General features: G+C 44.9%; 17 protein-coding genes. 9 read left to right on the top strand and 8 right to left on the bottom strand.

Features of this window, described 5'->3' with window-relative positions:
- Window positions 1–34: 34 nt before the first annotated feature.
- A complete protein-coding gene (locus ACSFXN_RS03045) occupies window positions 35–751 on the bottom strand; it encodes a DUF6904 family protein (RefSeq protein ID WP_301855594.1) in 717 nt (238 codons plus the stop codon).
- Between the two features lie 11 nt (window positions 752–762).
- Window positions 763–1,470, bottom strand: coding sequence for a 23S rRNA pseudouridine(2604) synthase RluF (rluF, locus tag ACSFXN_RS03040; RefSeq protein WP_437148721.1), 708 nt, complete (start codon window positions 1,468–1,470; stop codon window positions 763–765).
- 227 nt (window positions 1,471–1,697) lie between these two features.
- Between rluF and adh the strand changes: the two genes are divergently transcribed.
- The 4 genes from adh to ACSFXN_RS03020 all read left to right on the top strand — a co-directional run bounded on the left by adh (window position 1,698) and on the right by ACSFXN_RS03020 (window position 4,717).
- On the top strand, window positions 1,698–3,221 hold the full coding sequence (adh, locus tag ACSFXN_RS03035) for an aldehyde dehydrogenase (RefSeq protein WP_437148720.1): 1,524 nt from the start codon (window positions 1,698–1,700) through the stop codon (window positions 3,219–3,221).
- Window positions 3,222–3,444: 223 nt separating this feature from the next.
- Window positions 3,445–3,807, top strand: a complete 363-nt coding sequence (locus ACSFXN_RS03030; protein WP_437148719.1) for a DUF779 domain-containing protein — start codon at window positions 3,445–3,447, stop codon at window positions 3,805–3,807.
- A 135-nt stretch (window positions 3,808–3,942) separates the two neighbouring features.
- On the top strand, window positions 3,943–4,137 hold the full coding sequence (locus ACSFXN_RS03025; RefSeq protein ID WP_437148718.1) for a hypothetical protein: 195 nt from the start codon (window positions 3,943–3,945) through the stop codon (window positions 4,135–4,137).
- Window positions 4,130–4,717 (top strand): Fic/DOC family protein, encoded by a 588-nt coding sequence (locus ACSFXN_RS03020; protein WP_437148717.1) that lies wholly within the window; start codon window positions 4,130–4,132, stop codon window positions 4,715–4,717. The genes ACSFXN_RS03025 and ACSFXN_RS03020 overlap by 8 nt, the downstream gene beginning before the upstream one ends.
- A gap of 43 nt (window positions 4,718–4,760) precedes the next feature.
- Here ACSFXN_RS03020 and ACSFXN_RS03015 read toward each other — a convergent pair whose 3' ends face one another.
- A complete protein-coding gene (locus ACSFXN_RS03015; RefSeq protein WP_437148716.1) occupies window positions 4,761–5,573 on the bottom strand; it encodes an aminoglycoside N(3)-acetyltransferase in 813 nt (270 codons plus the stop codon).
- A gap of 91 nt (window positions 5,574–5,664) precedes the next feature.
- On the opposite strand from ACSFXN_RS03015, the gene ACSFXN_RS03010 reads away from it, so the two are divergent.
- Both ACSFXN_RS03010 and ACSFXN_RS03005 read left to right on the top strand, forming a co-directional pair.
- Complete coding sequence (locus ACSFXN_RS03010; RefSeq protein ID WP_301855590.1) at window positions 5,665–6,147, top strand: acyl-CoA thioesterase; 483 nt, start codon at window positions 5,665–5,667, stop codon at window positions 6,145–6,147.
- A gap of 229 nt (window positions 6,148–6,376) precedes the next feature.
- Window positions 6,377–6,589 carry a hypothetical protein gene (locus tag ACSFXN_RS03005; RefSeq protein ID WP_437148715.1) on the top strand — a complete coding sequence of 71 codons (213 nt, stop codon included), beginning with the start codon at window positions 6,377–6,379 and terminating at the stop codon, window positions 6,587–6,589.
- Between the two features lie 78 nt (window positions 6,590–6,667).
- Here ACSFXN_RS03005 and ACSFXN_RS03000 read toward each other — a convergent pair whose 3' ends face one another.
- Genes ACSFXN_RS03000 through ACSFXN_RS02990 form a run of 3 tightly spaced genes read right to left on the bottom strand, consistent with a single transcriptional unit; the run spans window position 6,668 to window position 9,175 of the window.
- Window positions 6,668–7,687 carry an SEC-C metal-binding domain-containing protein gene (locus tag ACSFXN_RS03000; protein WP_437148714.1) on the bottom strand — a complete coding sequence of 340 codons (1,020 nt, stop codon included), beginning with the start codon at window positions 7,685–7,687 and terminating at the stop codon, window positions 6,668–6,670.
- A 49-nt stretch (window positions 7,688–7,736) separates the two neighbouring features.
- The gene (locus ACSFXN_RS02995; protein WP_437148713.1) at window positions 7,737–8,261 is read right to left on the bottom strand and encodes a GNAT family N-acetyltransferase; all 525 of its coding nucleotides are present in this window, start codon (window positions 8,259–8,261) and stop codon (window positions 7,737–7,739) included.
- A gap of 11 nt (window positions 8,262–8,272) precedes the next feature.
- The gene (locus tag ACSFXN_RS02990; RefSeq protein WP_437148712.1) at window positions 8,273–9,175 is read right to left on the bottom strand and encodes an acetamidase/formamidase family protein; all 903 of its coding nucleotides are present in this window, start codon (window positions 9,173–9,175) and stop codon (window positions 8,273–8,275) included.
- A gap of 132 nt (window positions 9,176–9,307) precedes the next feature.
- On the opposite strand from ACSFXN_RS02990, the gene lepB reads away from it, so the two are divergent.
- Together lepB and ACSFXN_RS02980 are read left to right on the top strand one after the other, a co-directional pair.
- Window positions 9,308–9,841, top strand: coding sequence for a signal peptidase I (gene lepB, locus ACSFXN_RS02985; protein ID WP_437148711.1), 534 nt, complete (start codon window positions 9,308–9,310; stop codon window positions 9,839–9,841).
- A gap of 463 nt (window positions 9,842–10,304) precedes the next feature.
- Complete coding sequence (locus tag ACSFXN_RS02980) at window positions 10,305–12,677, top strand: metallophosphoesterase (RefSeq protein ID WP_437148710.1); 2,373 nt, start codon at window positions 10,305–10,307, stop codon at window positions 12,675–12,677.
- Window positions 12,678–13,381: 704 nt separating this feature from the next.
- On the opposite strand, the gene ACSFXN_RS02975 is transcribed toward ACSFXN_RS02980, so the two are convergent.
- Window positions 13,382–14,545 (bottom strand): pyridoxal phosphate-dependent aminotransferase, encoded by a 1,164-nt coding sequence (locus ACSFXN_RS02975; RefSeq protein ID WP_437148709.1) that lies wholly within the window; start codon window positions 14,543–14,545, stop codon window positions 13,382–13,384.
- A gap of 87 nt (window positions 14,546–14,632) precedes the next feature.
- Between ACSFXN_RS02975 and ACSFXN_RS02970 the strand changes: the two genes are divergently transcribed.
- Entirely contained in the window at window positions 14,633–15,433 is an 801-nt protein-coding gene (locus ACSFXN_RS02970) for a carbon-nitrogen family hydrolase (RefSeq protein WP_437148708.1), read from the top strand.
- A gap of 43 nt (window positions 15,434–15,476) precedes the next feature.
- Here the strand turns inward: ACSFXN_RS02970 and ACSFXN_RS02965 are convergent, their stop codons facing one another.
- Window positions 15,477–16,058, bottom strand: a complete 582-nt coding sequence (locus tag ACSFXN_RS02965) for an N-acetyltransferase family protein (protein ID WP_437148707.1) — start codon at window positions 16,056–16,058, stop codon at window positions 15,477–15,479.
- Window positions 16,059–16,209: the final 151 nt, after the last annotated feature.

Here is a 16,209-nt window from a genome sequence, read left to right as displayed (position 1 = left end):
CTGGCGCTACGAATTCGAAGCGCCAGCTTTTTAACTACCACTCAATTTCCTCAGGGTACTCAGTTTGCAGCCTGATTTCATGAATCGGCACTTTGTTGGGGGTGGCCGCTGCCAGGACCTGGTTTCGGAAAGCGACGTAATCTTTATCTTGCATAGCAATTTTCAAAGCGATGACGCCCAAGCTTTTCTCGCGCTGTTTTTTAGGCATGTCTATATATTTTATATTTAAGAAATCGATGTATTGGATGGCGTATTCTTCCCCTGGAACCGCTTGTTGAAAAGCTTTTAAGATCTGCTGATATTCTTCTTCAGGCACTTGTCCGTGGAGGCAGTCGAGGACGAGTGACTGGAACCGGGCAATGACATGCAAATGGACGTCCCAGTCCGGAAATTTGGCATCTTCCCGGTGAAGCCGGACAAAATCTTTCAGCGCGATAGCTGCATACAGAACTTCGGGCCATAGAACTTCGGTTGAAAAATAGATGTTCTTGTCTGGAGCGATAAAACTATGCTGCTTTTTCATATGGTCATGCAGGCCGTTGAAAACAGATTCGACATTGCGGTCTCCTTGTGCAGCATGACGGATCTCATAGGAAATCCCGAGAATGCGCGTACGTGCGCCTGCATAATCATAATATTTGTTTTCGTCGCCGATTACGTGGTAAAAAGCCTGATTCAGCTCGTCCAAATCAAAGTAATCGCCGCTGATTTTGACGCCTGTGTGGTTCGGAGTATTCGTCATTGTAAGCATGCCTGATTCTCCTATCGTTTCGGTTTATAGTCCAGTTGAGCGAATAATTCGTTCCGTTCTTTATCGGTCAAATCCCGCCACTCTCCGACGGGCAAATCTCCAAGCTGAATGTTCATGATACGGATTCGTTTTAAGCCGCGAACTTCGTATCCCAAAGCGCTGCACATACGGCGGATTTGGCGGTTCAGCCCTTGGCGCAAAATAATGCGGAAAGAGTATTTGGATAATTTTTCGGTTGTCGTAGGGAGCGTCTTCGTATCGAGAATCTCTACTCCTTCCGACATTTTCTTAAGGAAAGATTCGGTTACTGGCATATCCACTTTGACGATATACTCTTTCTCATGTTCGTTTTCTGCACGCAGAATTTCGTTGACGATATCTCCATCATTCGTCAGTAAAATCAACCCTTCCGAATCTTTGTCCAGCCGTCCGACATGGAATATGCGAAGCGGATGGTTAACAAAGTCGACAATATTCCCTTCAATATGGCGTTCTGTCGTACTGGTGATGCCTACAGGTTTATTAAGCGCGATATAAACGTATTGCTGCTTCGGCTGTTCAATGAGATTGCCATCTACCCGCACTTCGTCCCCAGGTTGCACTTTGCTTCCGAGTTCAGCCCTCTCACCGTTGATGGTCACCCGTCCGTCTTCTATAAATTTATCCGCACCGCGTCTTGAAGTAATGCCTGTTTCACTTAAAAACTTATTGATTCTCATAAAAAAATCCCTTCGAATGTATATTTCATTGATATATCCTATTATACCCTGATAAAACCTTAAACAAAACGGAGGATAGGGAAGAGAAGAGAATTTACAATAAAAGGGTTGCAATTTTTAGATTAGTTTGACAATATAGAAGGGAAGCTGTCTCTTGGAATAGTCTGCTGGATTTGCGTGATGTAAGCGGATACATAGAGGCGAAAAAAGATAAGGGAGGAAACAAAATGGTATTGTATTCAGCTCCAAACACGGAAGGTGCGAAAAGTAGATTTAAAGAGAGATATGAAAATTATATAAATGGTGAATGGCGGGCGCCGGCAAAAGGCCAGTATTTCGACAATGTATCGCCGGTAAACGGAAAAAAATTCACAGAAATCGCCCGTTCAACAGCGGAAGATGTAGAAGCGGCACTCGATGCAGCGCATGCGGCGAAAATAGCATGGGGCAAAACTTCCACCACGGAACGTTCGAATATCCTGCTTAAAATTGCAGACCGGATGGAACAGAATTTAGAGATGCTGGCTGTTGCAGAAACATGGGACAACGGAAAAGCGGTCCGGGAAACACTGAATGCCGATTTGCCTTTGGCGATTGACCATTTCCGTTATTTTGCAGGAGTCATCCGTGCGCAGGAAGGTTCCATCAGCCAAATTGACGAAGATACAGTTGCTTATCATTTCCATGAACCGCTTGGTGTGGTGGGACAGATCATTCCTTGGAACTTTCCGCTTCTTATGGCGACTTGGAAAATGGCACCTGCTTTGGCAGCGGGCAACTGTATTGTCTTGAAACCGGCTGAGCAGACACCTGCCAGTATTTTGGTCTGGGCTGAACTGATTGGAGATCTCTTGCCGCCGGGCGTATTGAATATTGTAAACGGATTCGGCTTGGAAGCCGGAAAACCACTTGCTTCGAGCCCGCGCATCAGCAAAATTGCCTTTACAGGCGAAACAACAACGGGCCGTATGATTATGCAATACGCTTCTCAGAACCTGATTCCGGTTACATTGGAACTGGGTGGGAAATCACCGAACATTTTCTTTAAAGATATTATGGACCAGGATGATGCATTCCTTGATAAAGCAATCGAAGGTTTCGTCATGTTCGCTTTGAACCAAGGTGAAGTTTGTACGTGTCCTTCACGTGTGCTGATTCAGGAAGATATATATGAAGAATTTATGGAGCGAGCATTGAAACGGGTAGCAGCTATCAAAATCGGCAACCCGCTTGATCCTGAAACAATGATGGGTGCCCAGGCTTCACAAGAGCAGATGGAAAAAATCATGTCGTATTTGGATATTGGAAAGCAGGAAGGCGCTGAAGTATTGATCGGCGGTGACCGCAATATTTTAGAAGGCGATTTGGCAGAAGGCTATTACATCAAGCCAACTGTTTTCAAAGGCGACAACAAAATGCGGATCTTCCAGGAAGAAATTTTTGGGCCGGTCGTATCAGTGACAACGTTTAAAACAAAAGAAGAAGCACTTGAAATCGCTAATGACACCTTGTATGGATTAGGAGCGGGCATCTGGACACGCGACACGAATACCGCTTATCGTTTCGGCCGCGGCATTCAGGCAGGGCGCATCTGGACAAACTGCTACCACCAGTATCCGGCTCATGCTGCATTCGGCGGTTACAAAATGTCGGGCGTTGGCCGCGAGAACCACAAAATGATGCTGGACCACTACCAGCAGACAAAGAATATGCTTGTCAGCTATAGTGACAACAAACAAGGATTCTTTTGATCCGCTTTAACGGCCAGTAAGAAAATCAACTGACCGTAAAAGCCCGAATGGATCAACTAATAATCTGCAGGATGAACCCTTGCAGATTAAGTTTTTCTTTATCCCGCTTTAACGGTCAGTAAGAAAATCAACTGACCGTAAAAGCCCGAATGGATCAACTAATAATCTGCAGGATGAACCCCTGCAGATTAAGTTTCTCTTTACCAGGAAAGAAGGGATACCTATGGTCGAACGTGTAACGGCAACGGATGCGGCACTCGAGCTGATAGAATTGCTGAAACAACAGCACGGGCCAGTCATGTTCCATCAGTCGGGAGGCTGCTGTGACGGCAGTTCACCTATGTGTTACCCAGAAGGCGATTTGTTCATCGGTGATCAGGATGTGATGCTCGGTGAAATCGGCGGCAGCAAATTCTATATGCATAAAAACCAGTTTGACTACTGGAGCCATACGCAGCTGATCATTGATGTAGTCGCAGGACGGGGTGGCATGTTTTCTCTTGAAGGAGTGGAAGGCAAGCGTTTTTTGACAAGATCGAGGGCATTTACTCCGGAAGAAACAAAAGAATTACAGCAGCAGATATAAGAAAAGCCGGGTGTTTCCGCACCTGGCTTTTCTTATTTTTTTATAGGGTTTTTTAGTTTAAAAAGCGCTTAAATCCAGTGTTCACAATGGAAAGAGGGGGTAGGAAATGCTATAATAAAAGAATGAAAGGTGGTAATGATTTTGACGAAATTAGTGAACCGGGTTACCCGTGAACAAGCCAACCATGCGATTTCCTATGCGTCACATTCGCTCACCACTGAAGGGTTTAACGTGACAAATGATGATCGGAATTTTGTTCGGTCGGTCTTGACTGGTGAACAGACGGAAGCACAATTCCACCGGGCCATTAAGACGAAATTCAATGTCTAAGTATCAGCATTCTTCGTTGTATTGCTATCCGGATTCGGACGTATTGATCAACAACTTTAACTTGATGGATGATGAGAAATTGAAAGAGCTGGAAAAAGTCTATACTCTTTTCCGTCTTTCTGAGCTGAAAATTAATAAGCCTGCAAATCCCGTGGATATGGAAGCTTTTTTAGCGATCCATCAATACATTCTTCAGGATGTGTATCCCTTTGCAGGGGAGTTGCGAAAAGAGATGATTTCAAAAGGATCTTCTTCTTTTGCCCATCCAAAGTTTATCGAGCCTGAACTTCATAAGATTTTTACAGAGCTGGCTGCTGAAAACTATCTAAAAGATTTACCGCGCGAAAGATTCATTCCGCGACTCGCTTATTTTTTAGCGGAATTAAATGCGCTTCATCCTTTTCGGGAAGGCAATGGGCGCACCGTCCGGGAATTTGCCCGGCAGCTGGCAATTAATGCAGGTTATCAGCTCGAATGGGAAAAGATTCCGGAACCTGCTGAAATCATTAATGCATTCGTGGACTCATTTAACGCTAATAATAACAGGCTCGAAAATTTACTGGATGAAATTATCTCTTAAGAAAAGCCGGTCCCTTCATTAATGGGATCGGCTTTTCTTAATGCTATTTTTCAACCGGTGCCGGATGTTTCTGGAGCCATTCGATGCCAAACTCGACGAGCGGCCGCATTTCGACCAGCTTCACTTCCGCTTGTCCAAGGGTGCCGGCAATAATTTCGCCTGGATAGTCTTTGGCCAGTTCGGGAAAACGGTCAGCGTCCATATCTACACAGTCATAAGTTTGCCAGACGCGTTTTCCGTCAATCATCATAGCGGCGCCTTGCGGAGAAGTAGTCCGCGTTTCCTGGACAAATTCAGCGTAATGCAAAGCCGTACAGGAATCAAAACCGGTTCCAATAAAGAGAATCTTCACATCCGCTTTCATCATTTTACCAAGCGGCGAGTTTTGTCCGAACGAATCGTCGATTGGCTGTTCGCTCATCCATTCGGCTGCTTGTTTTCCTAAAGCCAAAAATGAATGAGAGGGATGAGGGCTGCGAATGGTATCAGGATGGCGATGAAAACATTCCGCAATTTTTCCCATTCCCCGGAGCTCGGTTAAATGGGGATCATAAGCCGGCGAATTTTCACGGAATGGCTGATGCCAGTTTTCAGGTATGGGCGGATTCATCCAGTAAACAGGATCAGAGTTGTCTGTAGACTGTGAAGGCATGATGAGAGTGCCTTCGGCCGTTATGGTCTCTATTAAGGCTTCTGCAACGGCTTGAGCGCCTCCTGCTATCCATCCCATCGATTTTAACGAGGAATGGACCATAAGAGAGTCTCCGGCTGTTATGCCCAACATTTTAAGCTGCTGTTTTAACGTTTCTTTTGATTGGAATTCCGGTGTGTTTAAAATATGCAGAAATTCAGTCATCTTTACTCCCCCTTAATGTAAATATACCATAGCAGCAAAGCTTGCCGTTTTCCTTTTCACAAGTTAGCATTAATTGAAAGGAGTGTTGAAAATGGAAGCAAAGCCAATGAAAGAATCCAGAACAATCCAGACAAAATTGGTGCTGCCGCCGGATACGAATCACATGAATTCGATTTTTGGCGGAAAGGTACTGGCGTATATAGATGAAATAGCAGGCATCGCGGCCATGAAACATTCACGCCGCCATGTCGTGGTCACGGCTTCTATCGATTCTGTCGACTTCTTATCCTCAGCCCATGTCGGGGAAGTGCTGGAATTGGAAGCAAATGTGACTTCTACAGGACGCACATCGATGGAAGTCTACGTCCGTGTAAAATCTCAAAATCTGCAGACCGGTGAAGAAAAACTGACTACTGAATCATTTTTGACGATGGTGGCAATGGGCGATAATGGAAAACCGGTGCCGGTTCCTGGAGTGATTCCAGAATCCGAGGGAGAGAAACTGTTTTTCAACTCTGCGCCAGCACGGCGGGAGCATCGGAAAATGAGAGTAAAAACTCCTCGTACGACTTAAAAAAAAATAAGATATTCAAGGTTTTGAGAGAAGATGAAAATGTAAACCTGTGGATAAAAAGATGTCAGAAAAGTTATCCACATGTGAATAAACATCTTTTTCACTAGTAGTCCACAGAAAAGAAGGATAACTTTTTGATTTTGTGCATAAACTGCTATTAAATTTCTATTTTTCAATAAATACCTGTTAATTAAATTCCCGGTGTTTCTGTGATAAAGGAGTTGAGACGATGGAAGTTTTTCTTAATTTTATAAAAGGGATTTCCTTGCTTTTCTTTGCCGCAGGAATTATTTTATCGGTTTTGGTTCTCTTGAATTATGGCTTGGGATTTTCAGGAGGCGAGTGGATGGCCATCCGTTTTTTGCGGCTGTATTTATTTTTGGCTGTAACTGGAATCCTGGTTTATATGCTGATTCGGTTCCGGAGAAGAAAAGGGGAGTAGAAGGATGTCATGCAGTAGAGTCATTCTCTATTGAAATGAAAAGGAAAAGAGCAGCCGCGGCTGCTCTTTTTTCTTGGTTTAATTTTTAGCTAGCAATTCTTCGAAATAAGAACCGAATTCTTTTGAACGTTTCAAGATAGTGCTTGATGAAACATTGAACTTTTCACTCAAGTCTTTCGGAGCGAGCATTGGCCCTTTGATCAATTCATGGTCCTGCAGGAAGCGCCAATAACCTGCAACAAGTGCTTCCGGTTTTTGGACAGTTGGCTGCTGGCTGACCAGGTAGCTGTTCATGATGCTGGTCACGTTATCTACAGTTTCATCATCAAAGTCAGCTTGCTCGATGTGTTTGTTAAGCTCTGTCATAACCAACCCGTGTTCCGGGGAAAGCTCGATGCTTTCTTCTACGGTACCGGTTGAATACTTCACAATTTGTTCAACGACTTCCAGATAATGCTCATGCACATATTGGTTGCCATCTACAGCTTTTTCAGCTTCCATCTTGGCTTTCAATTGCTCAAAGAATGGATTGAAATCGCCGACTACGGTCAAGTAGCCGTTCAAGAACAATGCGCCTTTTTCTCCGATGCGGGAATCAGGAAGCAAAATTGCCAATAAGCCTTGGCCATCCTGCATATCAGTCGGAGGCTGGTCAGTCATTTCGTAAATATCACCGGTGAAAGCATCTTTAAACTGAGCGGATGCCTCATTGCCTTTGATGAATTGTCCAAGGAAAACCCGGACATTCTTCCAGTTTTCAAGAACTTCTTTAGTAGTTGGGCGTTGAGCAAGCTCAATATGCTTCACTAAGAAATTCTGCCATAATTCCGGTTTTTTCATAAACAAAAAGTTTTCAATGACAAATGCTTGCGCATCATTTTCTGCCATCGATTCCATTAACTGAGGCTGCCATTCCTGTTGAAGCTGACGGAAATCCGGCAGTTGTTCCTGGTTCGGGTTTTCTGAAAAGAATTGCTGGCGAACTTTGAAAAGTTCGTCATTCACTAAGTCATTAATGGAAACGGATTGTTGTTTTCCGTGACACTTTTTGTATTTCTTGCCGCTGCCGCATGGGCACGGATCATTTCTTCCTACCATTCTTATCACCTACATTTTTTCTTGAGTGTAACACAGAATGGCGTTTCGCTCAAAAGTCGGACGATTCTGACGTCAATTTGCCGTATAAATACATGTCATGCCGCTTTCCGTCACGCTGTAAAAACTCCCGATAAACGCCTTCTTTTTGAAAACCCAATCGCTCATACATTGCGATTGCAGGCTGATTATAATCAAAAACAGTGAGCTGCAGCCGGTGCAAGTTCAATTCATTCCAGGCGTAATTCATCAGTATAGCCATCGCTTCTGTGCCATATCCATGGCCTTGGAAATCAGGACCAAGCGCAATGGATACCCAGCCGACCCGGTGTGGCCACTCAATATCTTCAATGGCGCAGACGCCCATAAAGGTATCGAGCCCGACCGGACGGATGGCAAAGCGAAAATCCCGCTCCGTATTTTCCTGGAACCAGTCGTTTGCCTGCTTCTCGGAAATTTCACGTATCGGGCTGGAATTGTAATTTCGGCCGAATCCCGCTTCGCCGTTCCATTTTCGATAGTCGGGTAAATCTTCAGCACGCATTGCCGTTAAACAAACTTTTTCTCCTTTAAACATAATGGCCTCCTTTAACTGAATAATTGAATGTCCAAGGAATCCAGCACATGCTGGGGCACGAAAAAGCGGACAGTGACAAGCGGATCCACCACTTGGCTGATTTGAGTTTCACCTGCTGCGCTCATCAGCATGGTAATTTCACTGACACTCATGTCGGTATAAGGAAGCAGCAAGTCAATTGTTTCTTCGACAGCCGTCTTCACCGCTTCATCAAGAGTCATTGCCGAAACAAGCATGGCGAATCCCTCACTGTTTTGAAGAATCGGGAATTTGGAATGCTTTCCTTTGATGACATCAAAGGTGACGGTGGCACGCCCAGGAACTTCAATTCCGGAAACGCTGACCTCTCCGTCTCCCATCGCCGCATGAAAATCGCCTAAGGCAAAAAGAGCGCCTTCTGTAAAGACAGGAAAGTACAGCGTCGCGCCTTTCGTAATGAGTTTTGTATCCATATTGCCTCCATGCGGCCCGGGGGTGCCGCATGATACAGGTTTTCCTTCAGGGGCTACTCCGATTACGCCAATCATGGGATTCAAAGGCAGATGCAGGCGTTCATTGAATATGGCTTTACCGTCTTTGATCGGAATAATCTTCGATTCCATTTGTTCGAGCCGATGACCCATCACACCAAGTTCCGGTCCAGTTACCATAACTCCTTGAGTGCCGATTTCCAATTCATCAATCGTCACTTTCAAAAGGTCCCCATATTCCGCTCCTTCAATAAAAATCGGTCCGGTTGCAGGATTGATTTCATTCCAATCGATTGCAGCGACTTCCTGATCGGCGGACTGGATCTGGTTTTTAAAGCAATCATAGGTTTCAATTGCCACAGTATCCCCGGGACGGATATGCAGCACAGGCGGATTTAAGGTGGAGAAACTGTAAATGACCTCTTTAGCGGGCAAAGTTTTCAAAAGTTCCATCTCCTTTTCGGAATATTTACATAATTGTAGCAAGACCATAAAGGAATAGCAAAAGTCAAAGTGCAAGCAGGCGGGCACTGTAGTAAGATTGAATGGAGAAAAAATAACAAGAGGGGGATGCCTGTGGATGAAGAAGCATTGAATGGCCTTATTAATTGGATGAAAATTATTATTCTTACTGCCGCCATTGTTCTGGTATCCCGTCAATTTTTGTTTGAACCGGTTTCGGTCCACGGGCAATCCATGATGCCAACTTTTGAAGAAGACGATAAAGTAGTCTTGAGTAAAATCAGCCGGATTGACAATTTTGATATGATTGTTTTTGTAGCACCCGATAAGAAAAATTACATCAAACGCGTGATTGGTATTCCGGGAGACCGGGTGGAGATGAAAGATGATCAATTGTACTTGAATGGGAAGCGGGTTGCTGAACCTTACCTCGAAGAAAACCGGAAATGGGCAAAAGAAAATGGCTATCCGGAACTGACAGCCGATTTTGGAGAGTTTATAGTGCCTGGAGACTGTTATTTTGTTTTAGGGGACAATCGGTTAAACAGCGTCGATTCCCGGATAATTGGTTTTATTTTAGAAGAAGCAGTCATTGGGGAAGTGAAGTTCCGCTTGTCGCCGGTAGAGAACATCGGCATCGTCAAATAAGGGGAGCGGCCTATTTGGCCCCGGATCGGAACTTAATAGTTTGGGCAGAGATTCTTGATAGGAACAAAATATATTGAGCTTGAAATTCCAGTGAGAAACAGATTTAAAATGCTTCGGCTGGAATTCGTTTGGATGTAAAGCGGACAGCTAAGCCAGAAAACAAGGCAGGATTAATAAAAATAAGAAGCCCGGAATTATTCCGCGCTTCTTATTTTTATGCTGCTGAATATTTCTGGCTCTATAGATTGAGAATGTCCATTTTGTCATGTTTTGTCAAAAAAATTATGTTACATGGAACCTATTTACAGCTTTCTTTTCGCTATTTTTCATGTATAATAAGAAAAATCAGAAAGCTTTTTAAGATTTAGGAAGCTGAGATTCTACACAGCTTGCATGAGAAAAAGATGTATGGTGCATCTTAACAGCTTCAAAACAATAGGAATTAGGCATGGGAGTGATAATAATGGCTCATTCAATGGGAAACTCGAAAACATGGAAGAACTTATCTCTAGCGGCCATTGGACTTTTTATAGCATTTTCTCCTTTGAGTGCAAATACCGGTACGGCAGCAGCAAATGGAGCGGCTGAAGCGAAAGCAATCAGCACTTTAAGCGGTCAGGATTTCCCGGAGGACACGGTAATGGATACATATGGCCTTGCCGGAAAACTGGTGGATGAACAAAAGCGCACTTATCAGGATAAAATGTATAGTTCGTTGAAAATCTGGGATAAAGAATTTCTGGCCCGCTACAACAATCCAGACGTTTATCCTGCAATAGCAATAGCATTCGCGCCTGGAGCGGATGAAACCAGCTTTAATTTTTCCTGGTACTCCCCAAAGACCAACTTTCCCGGTGTCATTCAATACGCCAAAATTACAGAAGGAGTGCCTGCAGAATTTCCGGAAAATGCTGAAGTTGTAGCTGCAGAATTGGACAAGGCATCATTCGGTTTTGCTGCTCACGAGGCGACAATCACCGGCATTGAACAGGCCTCCGAGTATGTTTACAGGCTGGGTGACGGCAAAGGGAAATGGTCGGAAATGTACAGTTTCAAAACGCGCAATGCAGATGCTTATAATTTTCTGTTAATGGGTGACCCGCAAATCGGTGCTTCCGGTGATGTGGCGGAAGACAGGAAGGGCTGGGAGAATACACTGAACATAGCGATTGAAAAATTCCCGGATGCCAGTTTTATTCAATCGGCGGGGGACCAAGTGGATTACAGAAGCTCGGAAAAAGAATTTGTTGCTTATTTTGCTCCTGATGCCTTGCGGCAATACCCGACCGCCACAACCATTGGGAACCATGACTACAATAAATATTATGAATATCATTTCAATGTGCCGAACCAGAACCCTGAATTAGGCAATTACGACAAATCCGGCGGAGATTATTATTTCACTTACGGCGACACGTTGATCATGAATTTAAATTCGAACAATGAAAAGGCAGAAGAACATATCCAGTTTATGAATGAAACGATCGAAGCAACGGCTGACCGTGACTTCAAATGGAAGTTTGTCGTATTCCATCATTCCATTTACAGTGCAGCCGCCCATTCGGATTCAGAAAAGATCCTCAAATTGCGGGAAAGCCTTGTGCCGGCAATAGATGCGCTGGATATTGATGCTGTATTGATGGGACATGACCATAGCTATGTCCGCACCTATCAAATGAAGGCGCTGCAGCCGCTGAAAAACCATATGGTTCAAAATGGCAGTGTTGTGAATCCGGAAGGAACGGTTTATTTTACAGCCAATTCATCCAGCGGCAGTAAATATTACGCAATTGAACCTAACCCTGAGCCGTATGCAGCGGTGAGGAACCAGCTGGAAACGACCACTTTTACAAATGTGGCGGTTACTCCGACGAGCCTGGAGTTTACTACTTACCGCGTTGATACAATGGAGGCAGTGGATTCTTATAAGATCATAAAGGACCCCGCAATTCCCGTAGTGATTCCAGCGCTGGAGAAAGTGAATCTGGAAGTTACCGGTAATGTATTGCCTGTTAAACCCATTTCCCTTTACCCGGAAGTGGTGCTGAAGGTGAAGGGGACAAATGTGGAAGGGGCGCAGTATGATATCCTTCCGGAACAAGTCGAATACAAAGCAGACCGGGAAGGGCAAGTCTCTTTCGCAGCTGATGGCAAGGTTTCTCTGACTGAAAATGCAGAATTAGGAGAAGTCAAGGTTTGGGCAGAAGTGGCAATTGAAGGAGAGACGTTCAAAACGGAAGAAACCACTCTTTCCATCGTTGATCAGGAAGAGCAACAGTTCATTGAAAAAAACAGTGAATGGTCTTATCTCGATGACGGTTCTGACCAAGGAACGGAATGGAGAGAACCAGAATTCGATGACAGCGACTGGGACACTGGAAACGCTCCTTTAGGTTATCCGGAAGATGAAGAACATGAACGATTTGGAAAAATTGAAACGGAAATAGGCTATGGATCCAAAGAATCCGATAAATTCGCTACCTCTTATTTCCGAACCGAGTTTGAAGTGGAAGATTTAGATTCGATTGGGGATTTAGGCTTTATCGATTTTACTGTGGATGACAGTGTAATCCTTTATTTGAACGGACAGGAAATCGGGCGCTTCAATTTGCCTGAAGGCGATATCTCCTTTGACGATTATTTATATGATGTAGCCGATAAAAATCTGTCAGAAGAAGGCAAAGTGGAAAGAATTCGGTTGGATGAAAACCAATTGGAACACTTGGTGGAGGGACGAAATGTCCTGGCAGCAGAAGTGCACCAAGACGATGCCCAAAGTTCTGATCTGTATTGGGATATGGAATTAATAACTGCTATAAAATCTGAAAACGAATAATCGAACCCTTACGGTCAATGGAACTCTTGCTTGAAGGAGCTGGATAAAAGAAGCCAGCTGAAACGCCCAACAAATTGATGTGATTTGTTGGGCATTTTTTATGGGAAGAGTGGAATCTTTCATCTTTTAAATTGCAAACGGTGGCATTTAAGAGGCGTAAATAGTTGACTGAAATAAAAAAGCTCAGCCGATTATAGGCTGAGCTTTTTTCAGACTGTAGACAAAGTCAAAGGCTGATGACTATGGTTGAATAAAACCAACCTGGCCGGCCACTTCGCTTTCCGTGGGCTCGGCTTCAGCCTCCTCGTCACTGGAAAACCCGGTGCTCCTACATCGCTGCGCTAGCTAGCTTCGTCGCAAACGAATCGTGCAAGCACAATTCGCTTCCTGCGGGGTCTTCAGCTGCAGCATTTGTTCCTGGTGGACGCTTGGTTCCAGGATCCGGAGCGCAAGCCGGCGACTCCTGCGGGGCAGCGAAGTGCCGAAATCCACTCGGGCATCAGTCAAGACTTGACCGAGGCTGGCGAGGACAAGTCTTTGCGACGAGCTAGCGCAGGAGCACAGGTTTTCGTTAGTTCGGCGCGAGCCCGCGGAAAGCGTCCGGCTGGAGCACAGGATCCGGCATTGCGCCAATAAAAGAGGGATGTTTATTCCGTTAGCATGATAAATATACTTTTTTCTAATGCTATTGAACAGAGCCGGCATCAAAACAAATTCAATTTCTCGATCCGTCCAATCGCTTCTGCGATGCGTGCTTCGTCCACCAAGAGGCCGACACGGATATAGCCTTCGCCGCTTTCTCCAAAGCCGCTGCCGGCAGCTGTTGAAATATTGGCGTGTTCCAATAGATAATCCGCAAACTCGACACTGGTAAAGCCTTTAGGAACAGGCAGCCAAGCAAAGAAAGAGCCTTTCGGGGCGTCAATCTTCCAGCCGATGCGCTCACACTCTCTCTTAAGGACAGTCCGGCGTTTTTCGTAAGTTTCGACCAGGCTGATGACGCATTGCTGGTCGCCTGTCAATGCTTCTGCCGCTGCCAGCTGAAGAGCTGGCGAAAGACCGGCAAAAAGATGATCCTGTATCAGGTTCAGTGCTTCGATAATTTTAGGATTGCCTACTGCAAAACCGATGCGCCATCCGGCCATATTGTATGTCTTCGACAAGGTGTACATTTCGACACCCACTTCTTTCGCGCCTTCGGATTGCAGAAAACTTGGCGGTTTTATCCCGTCAAATCCAACAGCTCCGTAAGCAAAGTCATGGACGACTGCAATATTGTTTTCTTTCGCGAATGCTACCGTATCATCGAAAAAGCTTGGATTGGCGACAGCGCCTGTCGGGTTGTTCGGGTAGTTTAAATAGATGAGTTTTGCCCGTTCTTTGGCCGATTCGGGCATTTCTGCAAAGTTTGGCAAAAAACCATTTTCCACTTTAAGAGGGAACGTTTCAAACTGGGCTTCCGCTAAAGGAGCACCGGATAAATAATCAGGATACCCGGGATCGGGAAGAAGCATCAAATCGCCGGGATTTAGAAAAGCGAGCGGCAGTTCAACTAAGCCGATTTTTGTGCCAGCAAGCACTGCAACTTCCGTATTTGGGTCGATATCAACATCATATTCGCGTTTATAGAATTCAGCAGCTGCTTGACGCATTTCTGAAATGCCGCGAAAAGGCGAGTACTTATGATTTTTCGGGTCAGCTACTGCTTCCTGCATTGCTTTGATGATATGTAACGGCGTTGGCTGATCAGGATTTCCTTGTCCGAGATTGATAATGTCACGGCCTTCTGCCAATGCATCGCTTGTTTTCGCCGCAAGTTTCGAGAAGAATTGTGGCGGCAATTGTTGTAATCGATTTGAAAATTCCATTATTGCGTCCCTCATTTTCTAAATAATTGCACTTCTACTCCAAATCTTATAGAGTTTAAGTAGAATTGTCTACTGGAGGAGAAAAATATGAGAATTGCTTGTGTTCAGATGGATATTGTATTTGGGGAACCGGAAGCCAACTTTAACCAAGTTTCAGCGTACTTGGAAGAAGCTGCCAGAAACGGGGCAGATACAATCGTACTGCCTGAAATGTGGAATACCGGCTATGCTTTGACAGAATTGGAAACACTGGCGGACGGCTCGAACCGCACAGTCAACTTTCTGAAGGAATTTGCGAAAGCCAATCAGGTTAATATTGTCGGTGGGTCTGTTTCAATCATAAAAGACAGCGGTTTTTATAATACGATGTTTGTGGTGAATAAAGACGGAGAACTGGTATCTGAATACGATAAAGCCCACCGTTTCGGGCTGATGGATGAACATATTCATTTGGAAGAAGGCAATGGGCTTGGCACTTTTGAATTGGAAGGCATGACTTGCGGCGGGGTGATTTGTTATGATATCCGTTTTCCTGAGTGGATCCGTGCCCAGGCGTTAAACGGAGCTAAGGTCATTTTCGTTCCTGCAGAATGGCCAGAAGCCCGTATTGATCACTGGAGAATCTTATTGCAAGCCCGGGCGATTGAAAACCAATGCTTTATTGTCGCCGTCAATCGTGTTGGCAGCGATCCGAAAAATGCTTTTGGCGGAAGTTCAATGGTTATTGCCCCATGGGGAGAACTCCGTTTGGATATGGCAATGCAAGAAGGCATCGGCTATGCGGACATTGACCTGGATGAAGTGGAAGAAGTGCGCAAGCGCATTCCGGTATTTACAGATCGCCGTGAAGCGCTATACAGCAGCTTTCAGCCATCAAAGAAACAATAAAAAAAAACTGCCGCCCCCGGGAAAAACGGAGGCGGCAGTTGTTTTATTGCATCGAAGCAGTGGCGCTTACTTTTTTAACCATATGGTGGAATGGCTCGCCAATAATGGTCCAGGGTTCGGAAATAACAAAGCCCAGCTGCTCATACAAGCGAATAGCTCCTTCCTTTTCAACGTCAACATTAAGGGACAGCTTTCCTCCATCGGCCTTCAGAACTAAAAGGTCTGCATAAGAAAGCAGTTTGGTTCCGATTTTCTGCCCTTGGAATTGAGGGGCTACAGAAACTGTATCGATATACCATTCATCAAGGTGGGCTTCCGGTTCAATCGTCCGGTGATGGCCTTCGGTTTCGAGCAGGTTAATCAGGTATTGATCCAGTTCCTGTGCTTTACTGCCATGATAAAGTACCAGTGTTCCTGCAACTGCTTCACCCATTTCGGCGACCCAAGTGAAAAGATGGCTGTGCCGGGTATTGCAGCCGCGGATCATTGCCTCGACTTTATGCAAAATGGCTTCGGGATCAGATTCAGCTGTCATATGAGCTGCGATATCGCCGATCGCATTGATGATCAGCGGAGCTACAGCTTCTGCATCTTCAGGCATAGCCTGACGTATCGTTAGGTTCATGCAATGTCACTCCTTTTACTTGCTTAATTATAACAGTGCCTGAAATAATGGAAGAAGTAAATGAAATGCATAAGCTTAATCAAAGTGAAGAAACTATCATTTGCTGATTAAATACCTAGCGCTGCTGAGCGTTAAAACCAGGAGGCAATTT

Origin of the sequence: Planococcus sp. 1R117A (assembly GCF_051417975.1) — a bacterium.
Classification (GTDB): domain Bacteria; phylum Bacillota; class Bacilli; order Bacillales_A; family Planococcaceae; genus Planococcus; species Planococcus shenhongbingii.
Note: the sequence above shows the minus strand (reverse complement) of the source record. Positions and strands in the feature narration are given on the sequence as shown.

Coding starts and splice junctions, on each gene's coding strand:
- ACSFXN_RS03045 (WP_301855594.1), bottom strand. CDS start 751: ATGCTTACAATGACGAATACTCCGAACCACACAGGCGTCAAAATCAGC.
- rluF (WP_437148721.1), bottom strand. CDS start 1,470: ATGAGAATCAATAAGTTTTTAAGTGAAACAGGCATTACTTCAAGACGC.
- adh (WP_437148720.1), top strand. CDS start 1,698: ATGGTATTGTATTCAGCTCCAAACACGGAAGGTGCGAAAAGTAGATTT.
- ACSFXN_RS03030 (WP_437148719.1), top strand. CDS start 3,445: ATGGTCGAACGTGTAACGGCAACGGATGCGGCACTCGAGCTGATAGAA.
- ACSFXN_RS03025 (WP_437148718.1), top strand. CDS start 3,943: ATGATTTTGACGAAATTAGTGAACCGGGTTACCCGTGAACAAGCCAAC.
- ACSFXN_RS03020 (WP_437148717.1), top strand. CDS start 4,130: ATGTCTAAGTATCAGCATTCTTCGTTGTATTGCTATCCGGATTCGGAC.
- ACSFXN_RS03015 (WP_437148716.1), bottom strand. CDS start 5,573: ATGACTGAATTTCTGCATATTTTAAACACACCGGAATTCCAATCAAAA.
- ACSFXN_RS03010 (WP_301855590.1), top strand. CDS start 5,665: ATGGAAGCAAAGCCAATGAAAGAATCCAGAACAATCCAGACAAAATTG.
- ACSFXN_RS03005 (WP_437148715.1), top strand. CDS start 6,377: ATGGAAGTTTTTCTTAATTTTATAAAAGGGATTTCCTTGCTTTTCTTT.
- ACSFXN_RS03000 (WP_437148714.1), bottom strand. CDS start 7,687: ATGGTAGGAAGAAATGATCCGTGCCCATGCGGCAGCGGCAAGAAATAC.
- ACSFXN_RS02995 (WP_437148713.1), bottom strand. CDS start 8,261: ATGTTTAAAGGAGAAAAAGTTTGTTTAACGGCAATGCGTGCTGAAGAT.
- ACSFXN_RS02980 (WP_437148710.1), top strand. CDS start 10,305: ATGGCTCATTCAATGGGAAACTCGAAAACATGGAAGAACTTATCTCTA.
- ACSFXN_RS02975 (WP_437148709.1), bottom strand. CDS start 14,545: ATGGAATTTTCAAATCGATTACAACAATTGCCGCCACAATTCTTCTCG.
- ACSFXN_RS02970 (WP_437148708.1), top strand. CDS start 14,633: ATGAGAATTGCTTGTGTTCAGATGGATATTGTATTTGGGGAACCGGAA.
- ACSFXN_RS02965 (WP_437148707.1), bottom strand. CDS start 16,058: ATGAACCTAACGATACGTCAGGCTATGCCTGAAGATGCAGAAGCTGTA.